Source organism: Rhodothermales bacterium, assembly GCA_034439735.1.
In the GTDB taxonomy this organism is placed as follows: Bacteria; Bacteroidota; Rhodothermia; order Rhodothermales; family JAHQVL01; genus JAWKNW01.
Window position 1 is genome coordinate 1 of sequence record JAWXAX010000020.1, and the last position, 22496, is coordinate 22496.

14 protein-coding genes are annotated in these 22496 nt (G+C 59.7%); 3 read left to right on the top strand and 11 right to left on the bottom strand.

The window, feature by feature from the left end:
• Nucleotides 1-47 precede the first annotated feature (47 nt).
• A complete protein-coding gene (locus SH809_01040; GenBank protein ID MDZ4698262.1) occupies nucleotides 48-194 on the bottom strand; it encodes a GIY-YIG nuclease family protein in 147 nt (48 codons plus the stop codon).
• Nucleotides 195-693: 499 nt separating this feature from the next.
• On the opposite strand from SH809_01040, the gene SH809_01045 reads away from it, so the two are divergent.
• Nucleotides 694-1680, top strand: a complete 987-nt coding sequence (locus SH809_01045) for a hypothetical protein (protein ID MDZ4698263.1) — start codon at nucleotides 694-696, stop codon at nucleotides 1678-1680.
• A gap of 100 nt (nucleotides 1681-1780) precedes the next feature.
• Here SH809_01045 and SH809_01050 read toward each other — a convergent pair whose 3' ends face one another.
• A complete protein-coding gene (locus tag SH809_01050; GenBank protein ID MDZ4698264.1) occupies nucleotides 1781-2440 on the bottom strand; it encodes a hypothetical protein in 660 nt (219 codons plus the stop codon).
• A 197-nt stretch (nucleotides 2441-2637) separates the two neighbouring features.
• On the opposite strand from SH809_01050, the gene SH809_01055 reads away from it, so the two are divergent.
• A complete protein-coding gene (locus SH809_01055; GenBank protein MDZ4698265.1) occupies nucleotides 2638-4515 on the top strand; it encodes a DUF2075 domain-containing protein in 1878 nt (625 codons plus the stop codon).
• 114 nt (nucleotides 4516-4629) lie between these two features.
• Entirely contained in the window at nucleotides 4630-6447 is a 1818-nt protein-coding gene (locus SH809_01060; GenBank protein ID MDZ4698266.1) for a DUF262 domain-containing protein, read from the top strand.
• 114 nt (nucleotides 6448-6561) lie between these two features.
• Here the strand turns inward: SH809_01060 and SH809_01065 are convergent, their stop codons facing one another.
• The 9 genes from SH809_01065 to SH809_01105 are packed head-to-tail and all read right to left on the bottom strand — an operon-like array spanning nucleotide 6562 to nucleotide 22285.
• The gene (locus SH809_01065) at nucleotides 6562-7479 is read right to left on the bottom strand and encodes a restriction endonuclease (protein MDZ4698267.1); all 918 of its coding nucleotides are present in this window, start codon (nucleotides 7477-7479) and stop codon (nucleotides 6562-6564) included.
• A gap of 11 nt (nucleotides 7480-7490) precedes the next feature.
• On the bottom strand, nucleotides 7491-8030 hold the full coding sequence (locus SH809_01070; protein ID MDZ4698268.1) for a hypothetical protein: 540 nt from the start codon (nucleotides 8028-8030) through the stop codon (nucleotides 7491-7493).
• A 15-nt stretch (nucleotides 8031-8045) separates the two neighbouring features.
• On the bottom strand, nucleotides 8046-10079 hold the full coding sequence (brxL, locus tag SH809_01075) for a protease Lon-related BREX system protein BrxL (protein ID MDZ4698269.1): 2034 nt from the start codon (nucleotides 10077-10079) through the stop codon (nucleotides 8046-8048).
• Between the two features lie 2 nt (nucleotides 10080-10081).
• Entirely contained in the window at nucleotides 10082-12610 is a 2529-nt protein-coding gene (locus SH809_01080; protein ID MDZ4698270.1) for a PglZ domain-containing protein, read from the bottom strand.
• An 8-nt stretch (nucleotides 12611-12618) separates the two neighbouring features.
• Complete coding sequence (pglX, locus tag SH809_01085) at nucleotides 12619-16773, bottom strand: BREX-1 system adenine-specific DNA-methyltransferase PglX (protein ID MDZ4698271.1); 4155 nt, start codon at nucleotides 16771-16773, stop codon at nucleotides 12619-12621.
• Between the two features lie 18 nt (nucleotides 16774-16791).
• Nucleotides 16792-20328 (bottom strand): BREX system P-loop protein BrxC, encoded by a 3537-nt coding sequence (gene brxC / locus SH809_01090; GenBank protein MDZ4698272.1) that lies wholly within the window; start codon nucleotides 20326-20328, stop codon nucleotides 16792-16794.
• A gap of 12 nt (nucleotides 20329-20340) precedes the next feature.
• Nucleotides 20341-20919 carry a BREX protein BrxB domain-containing protein gene (locus SH809_01095; GenBank protein ID MDZ4698273.1) on the bottom strand — a complete coding sequence of 193 codons (579 nt, stop codon included), beginning with the start codon at nucleotides 20917-20919 and terminating at the stop codon, nucleotides 20341-20343.
• Complete coding sequence (locus SH809_01100; protein ID MDZ4698274.1) at nucleotides 20916-21704, bottom strand: BrxA family protein; 789 nt, start codon at nucleotides 21702-21704, stop codon at nucleotides 20916-20918. Before SH809_01100 ends, SH809_01095 begins: the two co-directional genes overlap by 4 nt.
• Nucleotides 21704-22285: a BrxE family protein gene (locus tag SH809_01105; GenBank protein MDZ4698275.1), complete on the bottom strand. Its 582-nt coding sequence runs from the start codon at nucleotides 22283-22285 to the stop codon at nucleotides 21704-21706. The genes SH809_01100 and SH809_01105 overlap by 1 nt, the downstream gene beginning before the upstream one ends.
• Nucleotides 22286-22496 lie beyond the last annotated feature (211 nt).

Below are 22496 nucleotides of genomic sequence, written 5' to 3' on the forward strand. Positions count from 1 at the left end.
ATACGAGGGGGAGGTGCAAGAGTCGGGCCGGGGGGATTCAGGGGGGACTACGTCGCGCGGTAGGTCGATGTAAACGCTCCCCCTATTCCGACCGCGTGCTCGGCCAGGCGCCGCAGCAGGTCATTCGTGACGCCGATGTACAGCACGGTTCGCCGGCGATTACTCAGTATGTAGACGCTATAGGTGCGATTCATATGGAAGAGGGTTTCTCTTCCTAGACGTATTGAAAGGCGGTTTCATACCCTCATCCCAAGTCATCCTGAGCGTAGTCGAAGGACCTCCCGGACGTACGAGAGGTCCCTCGATAAGTATTGAAGGGCGGTTACATACCCTCATCCCAAGTCATCCTGAGCGTAGTCGAAGGACCTCCCGGACGATCGAGAGGCCCTTCGACTACGCTCAGGGTGACTCGATTTTTTTGGTGTTTCGCCATGGTGCCCGGTGTTTTTGAGTACGATGTTGCAAATAGCGTCATCCTGAGCGTAGTCGAAGGACCTCCCGGACGATCGAGAGGCCCTTCGACTACGCTCAGGGTGACTCGATATTGCTGGTTTCGCTAACCTGCCCGGTTTTTCGAGAGGTCCCCCCGCCTTCGCGGGGGCAGGCTTTCTTCGCTCCATCTTGCCGCAGCGGGCCCCGGGTGGTATGAATGAGGGAAGGCATCCATCCCCATCAAACCCCGTTGCGCGAGCCATGAATACGCTGAAATCCCTGACCCTTTGCATCGCATTTGTGGGTGTCGCCACCCTGTTGACCTCCTGTAAGGACAAAGAGGAGGGAGACCGCCTCGACGACATCATCACCGAGATCCGGCTGGACGACTTTTCCGGCGAGTTCGTCAACGAAACCTTCCCGGAGGACGCCTCGAACCCCCAGTGCCCGACGGTCAACGGCAGCAGTGAGATCGTTCGCGGCGGCTCAATCGTGCTGCAGGTCGACGTAGCCGACGGCGCGGACCAGCTAGTGGTCGGCAGCGGCGGCGAGGAAGGAGGGTATTTCCGGTTTAATCTCCAGGAGGCCTCCGCGCGCGTTTTCCAGCAGGGCGCGTCCTCCGGAACGGGGCAGGCGTTGCTCCAGCGCAAGTATCCGAAAGCCGGCGAAACGATGCGGCTCGACGCCTCGCAGCAGCAGATCGAAACCTACATCGTGTTTATCACCCTCGCGCAGGACGATGAGATGACCGGCTTCACGTTTCGGCTTGGTTATCTGATCGATGGCGCCCCGAGCTGCGCCGAATCCCATCCGGTGGAGATCAACGAGACCGCCGCCACGTCCGGCGAGCTGCAAGTGTCCCTGAACTGGAGTAACGCGGTGGACATGGACCTCCATGTCGAGACGCCTGACGAGGAGGATATCTATTATGGGGAACGGGTTGGCATGGCCGGCGGGTCGCTGGACCTGGACTCGAATGCCTCGTGTTTTATCGATGGGGTCAACAACGAGAACATCACCTGGGCGGGAGAGACGCCGGCCTGCGGCGAGTACATCGTGCGCGTAGACCTGTGGAGCGCCTGCGCGCTCCCGGGTCCGTTTCCGTACGTCGTGACCGTGAACAATAAAGGGACGATCGAGACCTTCACGGGCTCGTTCCTGGCATCGGAGGAGACGGAAGGGGGCGCTTTCGACGGCCGCGTGATCACGACGATCGATGTGTGCGGCGCGGGGAAGGTTGAATTGTAGTTCCGAATCGTGGACTGCTGACATCGTGTGTAGAGACGCCCCGGTGGGGCGTCTCTACCTGATTGGCGAGAATGATCGCCTCGGCGTCGTTTCATGGCGTCTATTTCAGTGCAAATCGCCATGCGTTTTTGCGACTTTCTCCACTCACCCTTGCGTTCGGGTGCGGAAGGAAAACAATAGGTGTTTGTCGATTTGCAATTGATAGTACGCCTTTAATGGCTCGGATAGAGCGTGTGCTTCGTTGCGGAGATTGACTTGAAACTTCCTCCATTCGATCAGAGATCGGTGTGTCGGTAGACGCGAGTAGAAAGTCGCGAAGCCTGGCGGAGAAGCACATAATCAGTCGGGGTTTGGTGTATTCCAATAGCTGCATGAAAGGGGGTATGCACAATTGTAGATCCCGTTCAGAAATCTCATGCTCCTTGCTGGACCGGAAAAAACAGAAATTACTCTGGCCAATATCCTCAAGCTCTTTCGCACTGAAATATTCCGGGAGCATACTCCTGATACGTGCGAATGAACCAAGGTCGCCATTACTCATCTCCATAAATGGCCGTACTGGCATGCTGGGCTGGGGCGAATGGCAGTCTGTCTTGCTCGCCCCCCAGTTGAAACCGAGCAACAGAATACATTCTGGCTTCAGAGGCGTGGCGCTGAGCGAGTAATGCCAGTTTTTGCCGCCGTGATTCTGCTTGACATCGGACTGGTTGTACGCAATGTCGACCTCCGCCAAGAGTCTGGTGAATTGATCTTCCGTCATCGGGTTGCCTTCTGGTGAGAACAGGTGATTTCGCCCGCTGCGGAATAGGCGAGGACCTCCTTTTGCGGGGTGTATATTCTGAAACGTGTTATATTGGCCGCGCCCCTATAATTCATTCGTGCCGGAAACCCGTCTGGCGAAATCCGTCGCTGATGTAGTCCCCTGGGTCCGGCCGCCTTAAACTACGGCTACGATACATGCGCCTCTACGCCGGCTCCTCCCGTCAATTCATTCAGGACACGACTCAGAACCAGATCGCCGGCAAGTTAAAGGAGGCGTTCTTCGCCTTCTATGGCTTTAATCCCTCCCCTGGTGAACAAAACTCGTGGACAAATTCCCTCCGCGCCCTCGCCCTTGTGTTTTCGCAGGCCAGATTGGACGACCACGGGGTGATCTTTGAATACCAACTGCCGTTGAGTTCGAAGCGCCTCGACTGTATGGTTACCGGACGCGATGAAGCGGGCTCCGACAAGGCGGTGATCATCGAACTCAAACAGTGGCAGATCTGCGAGGTCTCAACGGGCGACGGCGAGGTGGTCACCTTTGTGGGCGGTGCGAAGCGCGACGTGTTGCACCCGTCTGTGCAGGTAGGCAATTATCATCGCTACCTGTGCGACACGCATACGGCGTTTTATGAGGGCGCGTCGCCAGTGGAGCTACTGGCGTGCAGTTATCTGCACAACTACAGCTTCGATCCACATGACGCACTGTTCGACCCGAAGTTTACGAGCCACCTGGACACCTACCCGGTGTTTACGGCGGACCAGACCGAGCATCTCACGGGCTTCCTTACGACGCAAGTGGGCGCCGGCGACGGCATGGAAGTCCTGCGCCGCGTGGAAGAAAGCCGGTATCGCCCGAGCAAGAAGCTCATGCAACACGTGGCCAGGGTGATCGACGGGCAGCCGCAGTACGTGTTGCTCGACGAACAGCAGGTCGTGTATGACAAGGTCTTCGCCGCGGCGCGGGGTGGCTTTCACGACAGGAAGAAGACCGTGCTCATCATCAAGGGCGGCCCGGGTACCGACAAGTCGGTCGTCGCGATCAATCTAATGGCGGACCTTCTCCGCAAGGGATACAATGCCCACTATGCGACGGGGTCGCGGGCGTTTACAGAGACACTGCGCAGAGTGATTGGCAATAGGGGCGGGATCCAGTTTAAATACTTTAACAGCTATATGGAAGCGCAACGGGACGAGATCGACGTGCTCATCTGCGACGAAGCGCACCGGATTCGCAAGAATAGCAATAACCAGTGGACGCCGGCCTCAAAGCGTAAAGCCATCCCGCAGATCGAGGAGCTACTTTACGCCGCAAAGGTTTCGGTCTTCTTTATCGACGACGATCAGGTCGTTAGACCGGACGAGATTGGGTCTGTAGCGCACATTAAGGAACACGCCGCTGCGTTTGACGCACGCGTAGAGGAATACGAGTTGGAAGCCCAGTTCCGGTGCAACGGGTCGGACGGCTTCTTGAACTGGGTCAATAATACACTCCAGATCCGTCGTACGGCGAATGCTCTCTGGCATTCCGCCGAGGAGACCTTCGATTTCAAAATCTACGAGTCGGTGCATGCGCTGGACGAGGCGATCCGGCATAAGGTAGCCGAAGGAGCTACGGCACGGCTGACCGCTGGCTATTGCTGGCCCTGGTCGAAAAAGGTATTGATGGACGGCTCTCTTGAAAACGATGTAGTCATCGGCGACTTTGCCCGGCCGTGGAATGCGCGGTCGGATGTGACGGGACTGCAGAAAGGCATTCCGAAATCGAACCTCTGGGCCTACGAGCCCGGTGGTATAGATCAGGTGGGGTGTGTCTATACGGCGCAGGGGTTCGAGTTCGACTACGTCGGGGTCATCTTCGGGACCGACCTGCGCTACGACCTGGATGCTCAGTCGTGGATCGGCGACAAAACGGCTTCCTACGATAGTGCATTAAAACGCTCGAAGGAACAGTTCCTGGGACTGGTCAAGAACACCTACCGTGTCTTGCTATCACGCGGCATGAAGGGGTGCTACGTGCATTTCCTGGACAAGAACACGGAGCGGTTTTTCAAGAGCCGGATGATGGGGTGAGAGGTAGAGCCGCTTCATAACAGAAAAACCATTGGGGAAGTTCTGTGACCTTATGGGAATGGTGCGGGATCCTGAAAGCAGGGTCAGTAGAAGATCAAATTGAGATGGATATATATGACGACTTTTGACAGCACGAAAGCCTCGCTAAACGACTTACTCAGGGAGATCCTTGAGGGAAAGATCCAATTGCCCGACTTCCAGCGCGGTTGGGTCTGGGACGATGATCACATTCGCGATCTGCTCGTGAGTATCGCACGGTCTTTTCCAATCGGTGCTGTCATGCTCCTTGAAGCCGGCGGTGAGGTACGTTTCGAGACTCGCCCCGTTGAAGGACTTGAAGACAGGATTCCAAAGGGCCAAGCGCCAGAGAAACTGATACTTGACGGGCAGCAACGCCTGACAACGCTTACGCAGGCACTTGCGCTCAAAGAACCTGTACGCACCACTACGGCTAAAGGGAAGAAGATCAAACGGCACTACTACTTCGATATCCAGAAGGCTCTGGACGCTCCGCATGCGTTGGAAGAGGCGGTTCTCGCTGTCGATGAGAATCGTCAAGTTCGTAGCAACTTCGGACGCGATGTCGAACTTGACCTGTCTTCGACAGAGTTGGAATGCCGCCAGCTCTTTTTTCCCTGCAATCAGATTATGAGCTCTGACGCGTGGGAAGCTACCTTGCATCGGGTCGCGCCTGAACAGTTCGGGACGTACATGTCTTTCAGAAGCCAGATACTGACACCGTTCCGGAACTACCAGCTCCCTGTCATCCAACTGAAAAAGGAGACGTCCAAGGAAGCCGTCTGCCTTGTTTTTGAAAAGGTGAATACGGGCGGGGTGCAGTTGTCCGTATTTGAGCTTATCACGGCTAGCTACGCTGCGGACGGATTCAACCTTCGTGACGACTGGTTCGGTTCTAAGACGCGCAAGGTGGATTCTCGCAAAGAACGATTGGAAAAGGACCCGCTCCTCAGAGGAATCGAAGCGACCGAATTTTTGCAGGCGATCAGTCTGCTGCACACGGCCGAACTGCGAGAGAAGGATCTCAGGGATGGTAAATCGGGCAAGCAAGTGCGTCCGGTAAGTGCCAAACGCGCTGATGTGTTGCAGTTACCATTGGAATCGTGGAAAAAGTGGGCCGATGAATTAGAGGCGGGGTTCCACAATGTGGCGCGCTTTCTACGAAAAGAGTGCTTCTACAGCCGGCGTGAACTACCCTATAGCACCCAATTGGTACCCTTAGCAGCTGTACTTGCGCGGCTCAAAGACCGTTGGCGTGAGCCTCGGATTTATGACAAGCTGGCGCGTTGGTTCTGGTCCGGCGTGCTTGGAGAGCTTTACGGCGGTGCGGTTGAGACACGGATGGCCAACGACTTCGATGAGCTGTTGCGTTGGTTTGAAGAGGACGATAGTCTCCCACGCACGGTACGAGATGCTAACTTCCAGCCCGAACGTTTCGACACGCTGCGCTCTCGGCTAAGTGCCGCCTACAAGGGGATCAATATACTTGTACTACGAGAAGGCTCGAAGGATTGGTTCTGGAAAGCCAGTATCCGGGAGCTTGACGCGGATGAGATCGCACTGGACATCCATCACATTTTCCCTCGCGACTGGTGCGAAAAACAAGGAATTAGCAGGGACCTATACGATAGCATTCTCAATAAGACGCCTATCTCGTACAAGGCGAATCGAAAAGTGGGTGGTGATGCGCCATCTCGGTATCTGCCGAAGATTCAGCAGGAGAAGCAAGTCGGCTTGAACGACACCGAGATGGATTCATTATTGTCAAGTCACGCACTATCTCCTGGTTTGTTACGACAAGATGCGTTTGGTGATTTTCTGGAAGATCGTCGCATAAGATTGTGTCGGCTGGTCGAGAGGGCAATGGGGAAACCGGTAATTCAGTACCCTGAGGGCGATGAATACGAGGACTAATTCGATGCTACCCTGGTGCCGCGATCTTGTCTTGCCAAGTTGTTTGTTGAGACGTGGTAGCATTCTGGATCTACCAGGATCGGTTCAGGCTGTATATAGTGTTGAGTGCTGTTCTTATTCCTCAAAGTAATCGCTATCCAACTGCGGTATCTTTCTAATCATGCTGCTGACTCCCACTTCGTGTTCTATCATGAGGGAAGCAAGCCGCTCACCATCGATGAGTACCATATTGGCCCTACGGGCTGAATCCACAGCCGGCCTTGAGACCATACCCGAAGTGATAAAAACGCCTTTGTTGGCACCGTTGAGCTGAAGTGCGCCAACAAATCCCTGGATCTCTGGACTGCCTACAGAGCCCTTCCAGCGCTTGGCCTGAATGTAAACCTTCTCCAATCCCAGTTTGTCCAACGATATGATGCCGTCGATACCGCCATCGCCCGAGCCGCCCACGCGTTGGAGGGAATCTCTGTTGGCGCCATAGCCCATCGCGAGCAGTAGGTCGAGGACAAGTTGCTCAAAGAATTCTGGGGTGGCCTTCATGACATACTCGTGGATTTGCCTGGATACGCTTGCCCGGATTTCCTGCAGTCCTTCCTCGATTTTTTCCTCAGGACTTTTTTCATTTTGGTCTGTATCCGGAGGCGTTGGTCCTGTCGGTTGATGTGGTTGAGACAGATCGACAAGGGGGGTGTTCCGATTTCTAAGGGCGATGTCGTGGGCTACAAACTCTGGCACCCTGCCTCCATGCTTTTCAAGAAGCAGCTTTCCATCGTTTGTGATCTTCCAATGTCCGCGTCGCGGAGCGTCAGCCAAGCCACTTCGCTTCAGAGCGTCCTGTGCCCAGCCAATCCGATTTATGTAAACAGGTTGTGTGCCACTTGGCAATAGTTCGCGTTTGTCCTCTGCGGTCATGCCAACCATCTCGGCAATCCCGGCATACACATCGGCGGTTTTTACGGGACCGTCCCTGCTGGCAAGTAGCCGTAGGAGCGGATCGATCATCGATTTGTAGGTGGGGATCTGTGTACTCATGTTCGTTTTAATTAATTTTTTCCCAATGAATTCTGAATCGGTTCAGTATCTGCAGATGCTTCCGGTTTCGTAGTTCGCTGTACTCGTTTCACATAGTCATGGAATTCAGGGTCTGCGCTGAAATCTTCTTTTAGTTCTTGCCACTCTCTGATAAACAGAGGACTCCTCAGCGTTCTATTAATCTCGCCCTCCCAGATATTCCACACCTTTTTGGAGATGTACTTGCTCTGGTAAAGCGCATACTCCTCGGCGCAAAGATTCAAGTAGCGTAATACGTTCCTTGACAATTGTGGACTGGGGGAAGGTGGGTTATTTACCAAAAGATGAACACGAGAGTGATCATGGTGACGAGAGAACTCCTCCATCACTTCATCATACCGCTTCGTGTATTCGATGAAGATAGTAGCATGTGCCTCGCGACGATGGATGACGTACATAAACCATAGGCCGGCTGCGGCTGCAACAAGGGAAATGGTTTCGACGAAGGGCTGGATTGATTCGAAGGACTCCATGAGCACGGCAGCTAGTTGTGATTTTTGCAATTCGACCATGAGTGGTTTATCCCGCTAACTCAACCCCAACGCCTTAAACGCCGCCGCCCGCAGATCCCCGTAGAATATCGGATCCACATTCTCCAGCACCTCCGAACTCACTTCCATGAAGCTCCGCTTGTTCTCAATAGGGATAAGCACCCGCTTGGCGCCATTATCCATCGCCACCTGCAGCGGCTCGGTCAGCGACCGGAGTGGTTTGATGTTGCCCTGAATGCTCAAATCGCCCAACACCACCAATCCGGGTTGCGGCGAGGCTTTGCGGAGCGCGGAGTACGTCGCGACGAGAAAACCAACCCCCACCTCGGCCTCCACGCGGTTGCCGAGCAGGTCGATGGCCTCCACGTGCAGATCGGTCACATCGATCGCGTGGTCGAGGCCATAGGCTGTCTTGTTCGAGCGCAGGTAGTTGAAGGCGCGGTTGATGGACTCTTTCATCGCCCCACTCACCCCGCCGGCTAGCTTTAGCTTCCCCGTTCCATTGGAGATGGATACCTCAAGCCTGAACAACCCTACCGTCCCTTCTGGACTCACCGATGCAGTATACACCGTCCCGGGAGCCAGTGGGTCGGCGGAGATCATGTCGCGGCCGCCCTGCTCGGGGACGCCCACAAAACGCTCCTCTCCGGTTTCGTTCGAGCTGTAACTGAACGAGGTGTGGTAATACTCGAAGCTCCCCATCTTCTTCAACTGCTCCTTCACCCGCCGGCGCCCCTCCAGCGCCAACACCACCAGCTCCTCGAGATCTTCTCTGGAGACTTCCCCATGAGGATGCAGAATTTTGATCAACCCGGATACCGTGCGGCGCACGGCCTTCCGATCGCGCGCATTCAACTGGCTGCCGAGCGAAAAATGGTGGTCGATGTGCTCGGTGAAATTATGCTTGCGCAACTCGCGCAACGCCTCGGCCAGGTAGTCGACTACGAACCCGTAATGACTGGTGAAATGCTCGTTGTGCATCTTGGGGATTTCCCAGCCCGGCAGGTAGAAATGCAGCCGGTCGATGAACGCCATGTCGTCCCGGATCACCTCGGGGAGCGGGGCGAACAGGTGGCCGGTTTGCACCATCACGTCGATGGGCTGCTGGGTGTTGCCGAACATAGCGATGCTCGCGTAGCCGGCCATGGCCTCTGGCCCCCGCTGAAACTGGCCCGACTCGCAGTAGGTCTTCAGCGTCGTGATGACTTCCTTGGGCATCTTCTGCAGGTCGGCCACTTCGTCGAAACCGACGACATCCCAGATCATCACCATCCCCTTTTGCCGGCCGCTCATGTGGCCAAACAGGTTGGCGACGGTGGTCGGGCCGGTGAGCAGGGCGGCGTACGGGGAGATCTCCTGCACGGCGTAGCTCTTCCCGGTACCGCGCGGGCCGAGTTCGATCAGGTTGTAGTTGCGCTCGCAGAGGGGGATGAGCCGCGTCAGAAACAGCAGCTTCAGCCGGCGATCCATCGTGCCTGGCTCGTATCCCATGCTCCGGATCATCACATCGACCCACTCGTCGGTCGTAAACTGCCGGCGAAGCTCCTGGTACTCCTTCAAGTCGAACGTGGCGACCTGGATGGGGGAGAGGCGGTCGATCACAAACGGGTATTTCTCGTCGGTCAGCTCCCAGCGCATATCCACCAGCGCCCAGATGCCGCCGGTAAGCAGACGCTCGTATTCGCGGACGTAGCTGCTGGGGATCTGGACGAACTTGTGCCCGAAGTTGGTCACCTCGGCCCAGTAATCGGAATCGACGAGGCGGACCTTCACTTTGTCGATGAACATATGCCGGCCCCGCTCCTTCACCCGGCTCTGGGCCTTGGTCGACTCGTCCGGGCGGATGTAGTTGTCCGCCAACTGGTCGTTCACGATCTCGAGGCCCATCCGAATTGCCACTTCGTCGGACGAGGCGCAGTACTTGCCGAGCAGGTATTCGAGGACAAACACGGGCACGTTGGCGCCGACTTTGACGTTGCGCACGAGGTCCTTCCGAACCACCTTGCCGGCGAAGACGCGGTTGACCTTGTCGTCCAGGGCGTCACGAAGTGGAATGGGATCGGCCGACATAGCTACATGCTGAGGTGAACGGGAATAGAATCGGACTGCGCAAGCACGCGGCCGGTGGCCGGATCCTGGACGACGATCTGGACGGAGTTGACTTCGTCGCGGGCGAGGATCAGCGCGATATCGGCGTAGGCGCCGGATGTTAAGGTCACGACGCCCGTCGAGCGGTCGAATTTGGCGTCAAACGCCAGGCCGAGCGCTCCCACCTGCTCGCCGCCGGCCAACAGGATCACCTGGACCTCCAACTCATCGCCAGAAAAGAGGCTTCCTGAGACGGAGACACGCGCCCCAATCGTGCGATTCGTGACGCGGTCCGGGTAATTCGCGAGGGTGACGCTGAAGCTGGAGGCTGGCGCCACCTGCGCGGCCGGCATGCGGAAGGTGAGCACGGGAACGAGGATCTCTTGCAGGCTGATCCCGCCATGGTGATAGCTGAGGTCGCCGCCGGCCGGAAAGACACCCAGCCCCGTCGGGAAGATGAACTCGAGGTCGGTCGCATACCCCAGATCGGCGCCGGCGACACGGACCGCGCCGGGCGGCGTGGCGCCCCCGTGGCCGGCCCAGCAGCGGCGATGCAGCTCGACGGTTTTGCCGCCAGGCGCCTCGGTCTTCATGTCGTCGCCCTTGCGGGCTGAAAACAGATGCCCATGGTCCGCCACGACCACGAACTGCTCGATGCCGGCGTCGGCCAGCTTGCGAATGGCGCGGGCGACGTTCCCGATGGCTGTGTTCATGGCGTTACGCGCCATGCGGTTGCTGCCAGACTCGCCCAGGCTGTCGATCTCCTGCGAGCGGACGACTACGAGCGGTGCCTCGCCCAGCTGGTGGGTCAGTTTTTTGGAGGCGGTATCGAGCAGGTCGTCCATCCGGAAGTCGACCAGGCCGGGCTGCCGGGCCTTGAAAAAGGCCTGCCGATCCTTCAGGTTGCCGAGCACCGTTCCGTCGATCCGGGCGGCGAGTTTGCCTTTGTGCTCAACGACGGCAAAATCTCCAGACGCCCCCGGCAACAGGGCGGCCATGCCGATCGGGGTGATCGTGGGCAGGGCCGCGATGGCCGGCCGCAGCGTCAGGTCCACCGCCTGCCGCAGCGCCGTGGCCAGCTCGGCGCCCATCTCGTAACGCAGGGCATCGACGATGACGTAGGCCGTGCGGCCGCGCCTGGGGTCTACGTGCCCGGCAAAGACGCCGGCCTGGGGCAACACCCCCGGCACCGACCAGCCGGCGCTGGCCAGTGCGGCCGCAAATCCCGTGGCCATCTGCTGGATGGCGCGCTCATACCCCTGCCGCAGCAGGTCCAGCGCGCGCTCGGCTTCGGGCTCTTCATCCATCCGGGCGACATGCGCTTCGAGCAGGCGGTACGCCTGGTCGAGCCGATACCAGCCGGCCTCGGGGTGGGTGTAGGCCTCTACCCACGCCGCCGGCGCGCCGTTCATCTTTCCGAGGCGTTTCTCGACACGCGCCAGCTCGCCCCCCAGCACCGCGAGGAGCCGACAGGATTCCCACTGCGCCTGCCGGGCGAGGTCGCGCCGCGCCCAGAAGCAGGTGATGTGCTGGGCGACTACCGCCGCGGCGGCATCGTAGGCTTTTTCCACGATCAGGCCGGCGGCGTGCTGCAGCAACAGCCGCTCCTCGAAGCGGAACGTATCGATCGACCCCAGATCGGCGGCCTTCAACGCATCGCCGGCCACGCCCATCTCGGTTTCTACTTCTACCGAACGGGTGCGATACGCCTCGCCGAAGTGCTGGCGCAAGTGTTCGGCGAGTTCGCGCACGCGTTCGAGCTGGTCCTTTTTAGCCGGCGCGGGGATCCGCCCGATGGACGCCGGCGCGGGGCAGTTCAGGTCGGCCCGGAACTCGTTGATGAGCAGCCAGCGCCAGGCCGTGGCGCGGGCCGCCGGCAGGCCGGCACGGTCGTCCAGCACGGCGCCGAGGCGGGTGGCGAACACCTTGGCCAGCTCGGGGAAGGCGTGTTTGGACGCGATAGCCTCGTCGTGCTGCGGGTTGGAAAGCCAGCGGGCGAGCAGTTCGGTGGTGGAGATGTCGGGGTAGATGATACGCAGCTTCGAGGCCGCGCCGTCCCCGGTTTCGATGAAGGCGACGATGTCCTCGTAGGCCACGGTGTCGGAGGCGAGCAACTCATCGATCTCACCATCCGTGTAGCGCTGCCGGAGGATGTTGATGGCTAGACGTTTGAGTTCGGGTTCATACGTTTTGCCGCCGGCTTCCAGCTCCATCAGCACCGAGCTTGATTTGTCCCGGCGCACGCCGGGCAGGTAGAGCAGCAGCGCCGCCGGCTCGTCGATGGCCACCAGGGGCTCTACCAACTGCCGCAACGCGAAATAGGAGCCTTCAAACCGGGCGACGGAGACGGGTTGACGCGCGAGCGTGGCGGTGACGATACCCTCGCTGAGCCCAGGCGCTACTTCCGCGATAAACGGCGCGAACTCGGCCCGCGGGTCGTAAAAAACGACGACGCGGCGCTTCGCGAGGGCTTCCGCCAGCTGGCCGGCGAGGTAGGTGTGCAGGGCGTGCATGGGGGGCCTCACTTCCGTTTACGCGGGCCGCGGCCATTGCCGGCCGGCGCCGGCGCATTCAGCAAACCCTCCAGCGCGGCCTTCACCGCCGGCGACGTCCGATCCCGCACCAGCTCCTCCACGGGACGGGTGGGCGCGGGGCGGGCGGACCACTTGCCGTCTTTCCCCTCCACCCAGAACACCTCCTCCAGCCCGTGGGCAATGGTTAAACTACGATCTTCCGCGCACTTCGGCACCACCCGCTCGGGCCAGAGGTGCAGGGCGAGGTGGGCCCAGTCGTATTTGCCGGCGACGAGGTCGTCCCATTTCTCTTTGACCGACTTTTGCCAGGGGGTGTGGCCGATCATGCGCCACAGCGGACCGTAGTTGAGGATCACGCCATCGTTCAGATTCGGATTCCAGAGGGGCGCCACCCCGGCGAGCTCTGCCTGGAACGCCCGCAGCTCGGTAACCAGTGCTTCCTGGTCGGTCAGGGTCTTGCGTTGCCCGGCGGACGATCCACCCGCGGCTCCACTGGCGAGGCCGGCCAGTTTGCGTTCCTCGAACGCGACTTTTTCGTTCACCACATCCAGCGCCCGATACAGGGTATCCGCGCTGAAACGGTGGTAATAGAGCCAGACGGTGTAGGAGCCACTCGCGCTCGACAGCGGCCAGTAAATGGGCGCCTGCCGCCGGCTCTTGGAGTAGCGCTTTAAATGATCGGCGAAAAACGCGGCGGGCTTGCGAAACCACTCGCGCAGGGAGGCCACGCCCAGTATCTCGCAGGCTTCCCGCTCGATGGCTTCCACCCGATCGCCCCAGATAACAGCCAGGGCATCCCGGACGCGTCGCTCTAAATCGAGCGGATGCTCCGGGTCGTCCACGAGGATGCCCTCCCAGGCTACATCAAGTGGGTACCGGCCCTCGGCCCGCAGCCGGCGACCCGCTTCGGGCGAAAGCGGCAGGCCGTCGTCGCCCTGGAGCATTCCGGGCGGGCAGACGGGGAGTGGGGCAAACGGGTCTGGCAACTCCGGCGCCGGCCGCTCGCCCGTGGCATACCGGATGTCCCAGCGGCCAAAAGCACACCCCACGTTGTATGAAACCAATTGCTGTGCGTACTTATTCTTGTTCTCTTTGGTGATACCATAGTTCTCCCATTCAATAGACAAGCTACGTAGTGCTTCTCTATCCTGTTCTGACACGCCTATCAGTTCGGCGGATGCACGATCGATATCATTTTGGATCTGTGAAAGTATAGATAAAGCTTCGTTTCGACTGGCACTCAACTTGGCGAATTTACTTTCGATTGTCTCGCCATGATATAATAGAGGGATAAAATTGGCGTCAAACCCTCGATATTCCTCAATCGTAGAAGCACATCCATGGCGAATCCGCCAGGCTTGGAGACCAATCTCATCGAGTTTAATATCAGACTGAGTTGGTAGCGGTATGGCATTTACATCTCCGATATCAAATTGTGGATGGGCATATCTCCCTAGAAGCACCTTTATTAGTACATCAACCACGTTCGAGTTTAGGAAAGCGAGTAGAAATAGTGTCCGTTTCTGAGAATAAAGTCCCGGTCCACGGGTACTCGTAATGCAACCCGCAGGGAGAGGCTGTACATGAAATCGCTCTGTGCGATATACCCAAGTGAGTCCTGGCTCAAAGTAGAAAGGGAATTCCCGCCTTGGGCCGTTCCCAGGAGTACTTTTCCCTATCTCATCTAAGTAATTGTGGTATGCTTTCATCTCTCTCCCGGAGCCACTCCAACTGACCAATAAATGTATGTCTGCAAAGTAGGGACTTGCTTCCCCTCCCTTCGAAAATGGTCGCCAGCTCTCGGTAACGCTAACTTCCCACCACAAGCGAAGGAAGCGATCATCATTTGATGTCTGTAATCCAACCCAAGCTTCGGCACCACTGTCACAAAGCGGGGGGAATCTCTTGAATGCCGTACTCAATGAAGGCGGCAGCCAATATGCGAGTGGAGAGTTAGGCAAGTTTCTGAAGTCGTCCGAGCTCCTGATGAAGAGTTCAGAAATGGAATGTCCAGCAGCAATCGCACCAATGCAGGAGTTGACAGCTTGGTCCTTTTGATGAACAGGAACAGACGTCAAACGCAGAAATAGATTTTTCCGATGGCTAACATCCCTATTAACTATATACGCTGCGGTCTCTACCATGGCGTCAAGAACGCCACCTCCCAGATCCAGGCTGAAATATAGAAAGCCTCCATCATCCAATACATTCTTACGCCAATCTTGCGATGATGAATTGAAAAGTGGGGTACGAGTCGTAATTGCCCCTAAGGCACCCACATTGCTGAGTTTGAGAATCCATCTCTCTACCATCATGATCGCGAAATCATGCTTTGATGATGGAAACTGAGCATTGAGGTATGTTGCGGTCGTTCCAACTGATTCCCCGAAGGGGGGATTCATCACCACTACATCGTAGCGCTTGCGGCAGATGTCAATGAAGGCGAAGCCCTGCGCAGCATCTTCCGCAAAGAGGCGGCGCTGGAATCCACCCCCATTTTCGGCCTGCCCGGCGTAGGCTTCGAGTGCGTCGTACATTCGTTGCTCTGCCCGCTCCCAGAACTGTTCATCGGTGATACCGGAGAGGTTGACGGGCTGTTCGCCCTTGACCGCCTTAACACCTGGTTCGTCAAAAAGCGACCCCTGTTCGGCCCGGGATCCTTGTTCCCAGAGCCGCTTCGCGTCGGCAATGGCCGTGCGGATTTCCTCCTCGATGCGGAGGAGCGAACCCGCTTCGCCCGCGAGCATCATGTGGTCGAAAATCGTTTCCAACAGGAAGTTAAAAGCAGGTCGCTCGCCGGCGGGGAACTGCTGCTCGACGAATTCGCGAAGCAGTTCCTTTTCGCCGGGCATGGGCTCGGCACAGACAATGTTGGAGCGGGCCACACTGGGGCGTTCCGCCGGGCGAACAGACAGTGCATTCCAGGCGCGCTGGGTACGCAGCCACAGGCTCAGGTTGGCGATCTGCACGGCACGCGGGTCGATGTCGATGCCGTGGATGTTGTGCTCCACAATGAGGCGCGGTACCTCACGGAGGAACGCGGCCTTGTCCGGAAACGAAGCCGCAAAGACGACAAAAGGCGTAAAGGATTCACTGGTTGTCGCGGTGTCCGCGTCGGTTGCCAGGTCCCAGGCTTCTTCGTAGATCGTCAGGTACAGGTCAAACGCATACAACCCGAAGTGCATCGAGCCGCACGCGGGATCGAGCAGGCGGATTTCGCGGGGGTCCTTGAGCGGGCGGTGGGGGATGTACACGGGTTGCCGGAGGAGTTCTTCCTGAGACAATCCGTCCTGTTCCAGTAGTTCGGGCGCCGCTTCGTCGGGTTGGAGGAAAATCTCCGTGGGCCGGCGCACCAGGTAGCGGCAGCGCTCCTTTAAGGCCGTGTGCCCCTGCCGCATCTCATACCATATCCGCCCCAGCGTATTGTCCGTCAAAAATTCCACCACGTACCGCGGCGTAAAAAACTGGTTACGTACGGCCAGCTCGCGGCTGTTGCGCGGCGCGGCGGACTCGGCGCGCATCTGTTTGCGTTCGGCGTCGTCGTTGTAATACTGGTAGATCCAGCCGATCGTCTCGTCCTGGGTCCACACCTCCGCCAGGTCGTCGGCGTTGAGGGTGGCGAGGAGGGTTTCCAGGGCCGCGCGGCGGGGCCAGAGGAGGGCGGTGGCGTCGGTGCGGTCGAACAACACCCGGATGTGGGTGGAGAGTTCGTCGAACACGGCCTCCAGGTAGAGGCGGTAGCCGTGGTCGGGCTGCTGCGCGAGGCCCGGGGCCAGGCCGGCGAACTCGCGGAAGCCGGCGGATTGTTCGCCCTGGGAGACACATTCCTGCACCAGCTCGCGGGCCTCCATCATCTTCAGGGCCACAAACCGGTTGAGCGTCGTGAATACCGTTTCGCGGCGGTAGGCCTCCACGGCCTCGGCGGGTTTCATGCCGGCGGCGCGGTGGTGGTCGATCGCCGCCACCATCTTCGCCCGGAGAATGCACTGCGCGGCGGTGAGGTGGGCCGGCGCCTCGGCGGGGATGGTGCCGGTGAGGCGGATGTCGAACACGCCCTCGAGCTGCTCGGCGTAGTCGTGCTCCAGGAGCCGGCGGGCGGCCTGGGTGGCGCGCTGGATGCGGTTGCGGGTTTCTTTTTCCATAGTTATTGCACCTCTATTCTACTGCACCAGCACCTTCTTCCCGGCGCCGATCAGGCTCGCGCATTCGTCGCGGAGGCCCTGGAGGGCGGCGTCGAGCTGTTCTTCGGTTTCGATCCCGCCGCTGAAGTAGGCCCGGGCCGAGACCGAGGCGATCCGGTTGCCATCCACCAGCGTCCGCAATTCGCGGATGGCGTTGTCGAGCCGGCCGGGGCAGGCGTCGATGTCGGCGCGGAGTTGGGGGATGGGGGGCTGGTCGTCCGGCGGACCGGTGAAGCGCTCGAGCGGGCCGGCGATGCGGCGTTGCTGGGCCTCGTCGAGCGTCTCCCACCCCGGTGTCTCGCGCAGGGTCTGCAGGGCGGCCGTGTAGGCCGCGTCGCGCTGCGTAACGGCGGCGTCGTAGCGGTGTTTAAACGCGGCGGCGAGCGCCGAGGCGTGGTGATCGATGGGCGGGAGTTCGCGAAAAAACGTTTCGCGGCGGAGGAGGTCGTCGAGCTGGCCGGCGTGGTCGTGCAGGGCCGGCTCCAGGTCGTCTTCCTGGCTCAGGAAGGGCCAGCACAGGCGCTGCGTCTCCCGCGCGCGGCGGACGATGTTGAGCCCGTGGGTGTCCAGCGCCTGGGCCAGTTCGGCGCCCCGTTTTATGGCTTCCTTGAGGCCGGCGTGGGTGCCGTTAAACACCTTGATGGCCTGTTCCTCGTTTCCGGTCCGGATGCTGCGCAGTTTCTCCAGCGCCTCGGCCAGCACATCGGCGCCGGGGAGTCCGTGCTGCACCATGCTGCGGTGCACCCCGTCGAGGTCGGCCTCGTGCCGGGTCGCGGCGTCGCGGAGGCCTCGCGCGATCAACCCCTGGTTGATCTCGGCAATGCGCTGGCCAAATACCGTCTCGAACGCCGCGACGGCTTCCACCAGCTGCTCGAACTCCACCCCGCGTTTGAGCTGGAAAGAGGCCTGCTTGAAGAGGTTGTTGTTGTTAAACGTGGCGTTGGCCTGCACGCTCAGGGCGGAGTCGATCACCTGCCCCTTGCTGATCGCCTCGATCTTGTCCGCCCGCAGGAGGGTGATCGTGAAGAGCCGCACGGTGTCGAACGCCCACCCAAACGGCTCGCGGTCGAAGTATTCGGCGAGCTGGCTGCCGGTGGCGGCGTTGCCGTAACTTTCCCGATTTTCGATCTGCGCCAGCACCTCGGCCAGGGGACCGCTTTCGGTTTCGAACACGGGCACGCCGTTGCGGTCGCGCAGCAGCTTCAGCTCTGCGAACACCGGGGGGAGTCCGCGCAGGCTGTCCTGTTTCATCAGGGCGAGCAGATCGTTCGGCTTCACCAGCGCCGCGGCCTCTTCGAAGCGGTTGTAGACATCTGGCAGCACCTGTTCGAGGATCCGCGAGGCCGCGCGGGGCACTTCCTCGGCGCGGTCGTCCGGGCTGCGGTCGTTGCCGCGGAAGAAGACCTGGCCGGTGAGCAGGGCTGTTTTGAGGAGGCGCCGCAGTTCGCTTTCGTGCCGGCGCCGGCGGATCGTTTCCTCCTGCACTAGTGCCGTTTCGTCTTTCGTGCGGGCGTTGCGCTCCTTGCGGGCGAGGATCTCGCGGCTGCGGACCACCTCGGCGGCCTCGCGGTCGATCCCGTCGTCGAGTGCGACGGCCCAGAACACCTGTTTGGTTTCGGCCCGGCTGCGAGCGCGGAGGGCTTCCGCTTCGGTGTCTACCTCGCGTGCGTTTTGCACGAGCGAAAGATGAACCGGGATGTCGCCCTCGGTCACCAGCCGGCCGTTGATGAACAGGCCGGCCTTAAACACCTTGGCGCCGTGCAGCGTGTGGCCGGGCTGGGGTTTCCAGAGGCTGTCGATGGTTTCCTGGTAGAGCTGGAAGACGTCGCCCGTTTTGGGTTGGATGGCGGCCCGTTGCTGCTCCCAATCGTCCTCGGCCGGCGAGGGGATGCGGTATCCGTCTTCGCCCCGGCGCACCATGTGTGCCCGTTCGAGCGCCTCGAGGGCGCGTTTCACCTCGGGAAGCTGCGAGCCGGCGTCGACGGCCGGGTGGAGCGTCGCCGCCAGGTTTTCGGGGGTCCGATGGATGCTCTTCACGTACTGGAGCAGGCAGATCGCCTTGGCCACCGATTTCGCCATCGGGTGGTCCACCTTCGCCCCCATCACGTCGATCTTGCCGCGGAGCTCGCTCGAGATGTTACCCGATACCAGGTCGTACATCTGGTCGATCCGCGCCAGCCGGCCCACGGCGGCGCCGGCGAGGTTGACGGATTCGTGGATGAGCAGCTGCTGGGCGAGTTTGATGATGGTCCGGTTGGCCCCGCCCACATGTTTACTGGCGCCGCCCTGCAACCGCAGGCCTGAGACCACATCGATCACTAGCCCCACCTGGTAAGGAAGCAGCGGATACAGGTCGATAAACTGCTCGGTGGAGAGTTCGGGTTGGCGCACATCGGCGGTCAGACGCGTCGTGTCGGTGAGCCGGCCTTTGTTGTCGTTGAAGAGCTTGCGGAGGGTGGCCTCGGCATCGGCATTTTTGGAGAGTACGCGTTTGCTGGTCACTTCCGAAATGTCCGAGGGCTCCAGGTGGACCTGCAGCGGGAAGCGGTCCATGAGCCGGGCCAGCTCCACCCGCGATCCATCGAGCCCGCCCACCAGTTCGCTGAGTTTCTCCTGCGACGTAACGATGAGCCAGAGCTTGCCCCGGCCCACGCGTCCCAGGCTCTGCACCACGCCCTGGAGGTCGAGCATTTTCTGCACGTCGCGCGATACGAACTGGCCCACTTCGTCGATGACAAACACCAGGTTGTGTCCGGGCCGGCGGCGTTCGAGGAGCAGGAGGCAGCGTTCGGCGAGGAGGCCGGGGCTGATGTCGGATTTACCTTTGGCAGAAGCTACCCAGCTATTGGGGGTCACAAACGTATCTGGGTCCAGGTCGTGCATCACCCGACTCGCCTCCTGAAGGGCCATGGCAAACTGGTTCTTCCTGTAGTTCCAGTCTTTGCCGTAGGTCTTCTGGAAGTGTTCCACGAAAGCATTGAGCCGACCATCTCCTTCGAGGGTGATTTCAAGCTCGGCAAGATCCAGGTCCTTTGCATACCCGAGCCGTTGGAGCAGCTGTCGGTACATGATCTCCGTGATGGACTGGCTGCCGCTCCGGATGCCGCGGTCCGTCGAGACATCGAACACGACCGCCTCGGTCGGAATGTACTCCTGGATGTTTTTGAGCAGCACCTCGATCCGTTTATCGCCCGTCCGCCTCGCGATCAGCTCTGCCGCGCCCTGGCCGAGGATGGCCCGGTTTTCCAGCGCCAGCCCCAGCATCTTGGCGAAGCTCGACTTACCCGACCCGAAAAATCCAGACACCCAGATTCCAACGCCTTCGTGGGGTTTGTTCTTGGTTTCCCAGTAGGTGTTGATGATTTCATGGAGATGCCAGCGGATCGCGTCCGTCACGACGTATTCGCCGATCTCGTCAAAAATGATCTGCTCGTCGCTCTGGTCGACTTTGATCACTTCTTCGATGCGCCGATGGATATCGTTCGCGAAGAGGCGCTCGATTTTAAGTTCATGCATGGAAGGGACGGGTCAAAAAATCTTCGGGCGATAATTGTGTTCGGCATCGAGGACGCCCATGAAGCGCAGGCCGGCGGCGCCGTCGAGTTCGCCGGGGTAGAACAGCACGCTGGGGATATGCACCTTGCCTTTCAGCTGCTCGAGCAGCGACGAGGTGCGGTACATGGGGAAGAGCGCGCCGGCGCGAGTGATGAACACCAGGTGCCGGGTCGGATCTTTGTCGTTGGGGATCCGGCGGGCCACCAGTTCATCGAGGGGCTGGTACGAGCTGATGACCTCGTGGATCGTTTCGATGACCGTTTCGAGTCCGACAGTCCGCTCGGCCTCCGCGAGCGCCTCGGGGCCCATCTCCACCGCATCGAGAGCCTCCTGGAGGCATTCGGCGAGGGAGATGATGGTTACCGTTTTGCCGGCCTGTTCGAGCCTTGTTCGCAGGAGGGATGTCTCCCGGCGCACGTCGAACTCATCGGCCGGGCTGTACCGGAAGATGGCGTAGGGCATGTCGTGGTACGCGCTGATTTCCGGTCGCGGGTCGGGCCGCATCAGGATGGGCTCCAGGTCCTCGGTCAGTCGCTTCTTCCAGTCCTTCATGCGGCAAGGGTTTCGGCGTAGGCGAGCAGCGAGGCATGGGGGAGATCCAGCTGGACCAGGCTGCCCGCCGCTTGATAATGCAGCTTGTGATATTGATGCAGATGCAGCAGTTCGCGTTCGACGTCGGCCGGCTCTTTCAGGAAGAGCCGCCACTCCGGCGCATGGATCGCTTCATGCGCGTTTTTGTAGTGATAAACGAGCGCATGGAGCACATATAAAAAGCATTCTTCCGGAAGATGGAAAGGGGTGTTAAAGGTTCGTCTGACATTTCCTTTCAGCAGCCCGAAATCCGAGGCCATGCGAATCAGGTCGTTCGCGTGTCGCCTGGTCCCATCCGGTGAAAGGGAGCGACCGCGAACCAGCTTTCCATCTGTGATTTTATGCACAAAGGGTTCAACATCCGGCGCGAGGACGACATACGTGCCGGCCGCGTACGCTTCGAATAACCATTCCGTCGCAAACCGGAAATACAGTTCGTCCGTCGATCCGATGTGATACAAAAGGCACGGCTTCCAGATGTCCATCCCGACACGCCCACGCACCAGAGCAACGAGGGGCTGGATGTGCTTCGGATCGGTGAAGCGACTGGCGATCGTCGTAGTAACTTCTCGAAGCCACCGGGAGCTGCCGGCGCCGATCGGATTTGTTTCGAGCACCTGATTCAGGTTCTGGCGAATCGTGCGCGCCGTGTCCCAGTGTTGAAAGATCGCGTAGGTCTCCTCGATGAGGGTGCCTGTACGAAGCAGTCGTGTCGAAAACTTGCGCTGCGGTTTCTGGGGGGGCATCAATCGCGCGGTTCGTAGGAAGCGTAAGGTATAGCCAGGGCGCCTCGTTCGCCCCGGGCGAAGCCGGCGGCGAGGAGCGAGAGGACGTCGGGAGTGAGGGCGTCCACCTGGCCGATCGGGACCGAGATCCCCCCGTCGGCGCGGCGCAGTTCAGCCGCCTTGTTGGCGGCGAGGTCCGACATCAGGCCGTAGGTGCGCAGCACATCGTCGAGCGCACCCGTCGGGGGTACTTCGAGCTTTTCGAAGAACGGGGCCCACGCGTCCGCGTCCTCGATCCACGCGTGCCACTCCGTATCGAACTGGTCTTCGATCTCCGGGGGCAGACTCCACAGCGTGATGCTGGCCGGCGGGTTAAACACGTCCCGGCACCGGGCTCGTGCCACCTCGAAAACGGCGCGGGCACGGCCAAAGGTATGGGTATGCGGCAGGCCGCGACTGACGGCGATGCGTCCGAGCCGGCCGAGCATGCCCCGCGTATTCCACCAGCCGGCGGCGTCCATCTCCCCGTACCGCGCCACGACCAGGCGGAGGCGGAGGAGATGGGTGAGGTCGGTGGAATGCACTGTCAGGCTGTCGAGCATGGCGTAATCGATCGATCAGATCAAGGGGCTGCCAATATAGGAGCCGTGTCACTTGGGCGAAAGGGCCTGGTTACCTGGTGAATCGATTTCTCAGCGTCCAGACGCCATCCCCCTAAGTACATTCACGTAAATCCTGTCGGATTATCGTGAGTGGTTTCAGGTTAAGGGTTCACAAACTGTTGAGATTTCTACAATACAGGGCATCGTCATC

Excerpts from the sequence above, each read along its gene's own strand:
- SH809_01095 (MDZ4698273.1), bottom strand. The coding sequence starts at position 20,919 with ATGAAGGACTGGAAGAAGCGACTGACCGAGGACCTGGAGCCCATCCTG.
- SH809_01100 (MDZ4698274.1), bottom strand. The coding sequence starts at position 21,704 with ATGCCCCCCCAGAAACCGCAGCGCAAGTTTTCGACACGACTGCTTCGT.
- SH809_01070 (MDZ4698268.1), bottom strand. The coding sequence starts at position 8,030 with ATGGTCGAATTGCAAAAATCACAACTAGCTGCCGTGCTCATGGAGTCC.
- SH809_01040 (MDZ4698262.1), bottom strand. The coding sequence starts at position 194 with ATGAATCGCACCTATAGCGTCTACATACTGAGTAATCGCCGGCGAACC.
- brxC (MDZ4698272.1), bottom strand. The coding sequence starts at position 20,328 with ATGCATGAACTTAAAATCGAGCGCCTCTTCGCGAACGATATCCATCGG.
- SH809_01105 (MDZ4698275.1), bottom strand. The coding sequence starts at position 22,285 with ATGCTCGACAGCCTGACAGTGCATTCCACCGACCTCACCCATCTCCTC.
- SH809_01060 (MDZ4698266.1), top strand. The coding sequence starts at position 4,630 with ATGACGACTTTTGACAGCACGAAAGCCTCGCTAAACGACTTACTCAGG.
- SH809_01080 (MDZ4698270.1), bottom strand. The coding sequence starts at position 12,610 with ATGCACGCCCTGCACACCTACCTCGCCGGCCAGCTGGCGGAAGCCCTC.
- brxL (MDZ4698269.1), bottom strand. The coding sequence starts at position 10,079 with ATGTCGGCCGATCCCATTCCACTTCGTGACGCCCTGGACGACAAGGTC.
- SH809_01065 (MDZ4698267.1), bottom strand. The coding sequence starts at position 7,479 with ATGAGTACACAGATCCCCACCTACAAATCGATGATCGATCCGCTCCTA.
- SH809_01045 (MDZ4698263.1), top strand. The coding sequence starts at position 694 with ATGAATACGCTGAAATCCCTGACCCTTTGCATCGCATTTGTGGGTGTC.
- pglX (MDZ4698271.1), bottom strand. The coding sequence starts at position 16,773 with ATGGAAAAAGAAACCCGCAACCGCATCCAGCGCGCCACCCAGGCCGCC.
- SH809_01050 (MDZ4698264.1), bottom strand. The coding sequence starts at position 2,440 with ATGACGGAAGATCAATTCACCAGACTCTTGGCGGAGGTCGACATTGCG.
- SH809_01055 (MDZ4698265.1), top strand. The coding sequence starts at position 2,638 with ATGCGCCTCTACGCCGGCTCCTCCCGTCAATTCATTCAGGACACGACT.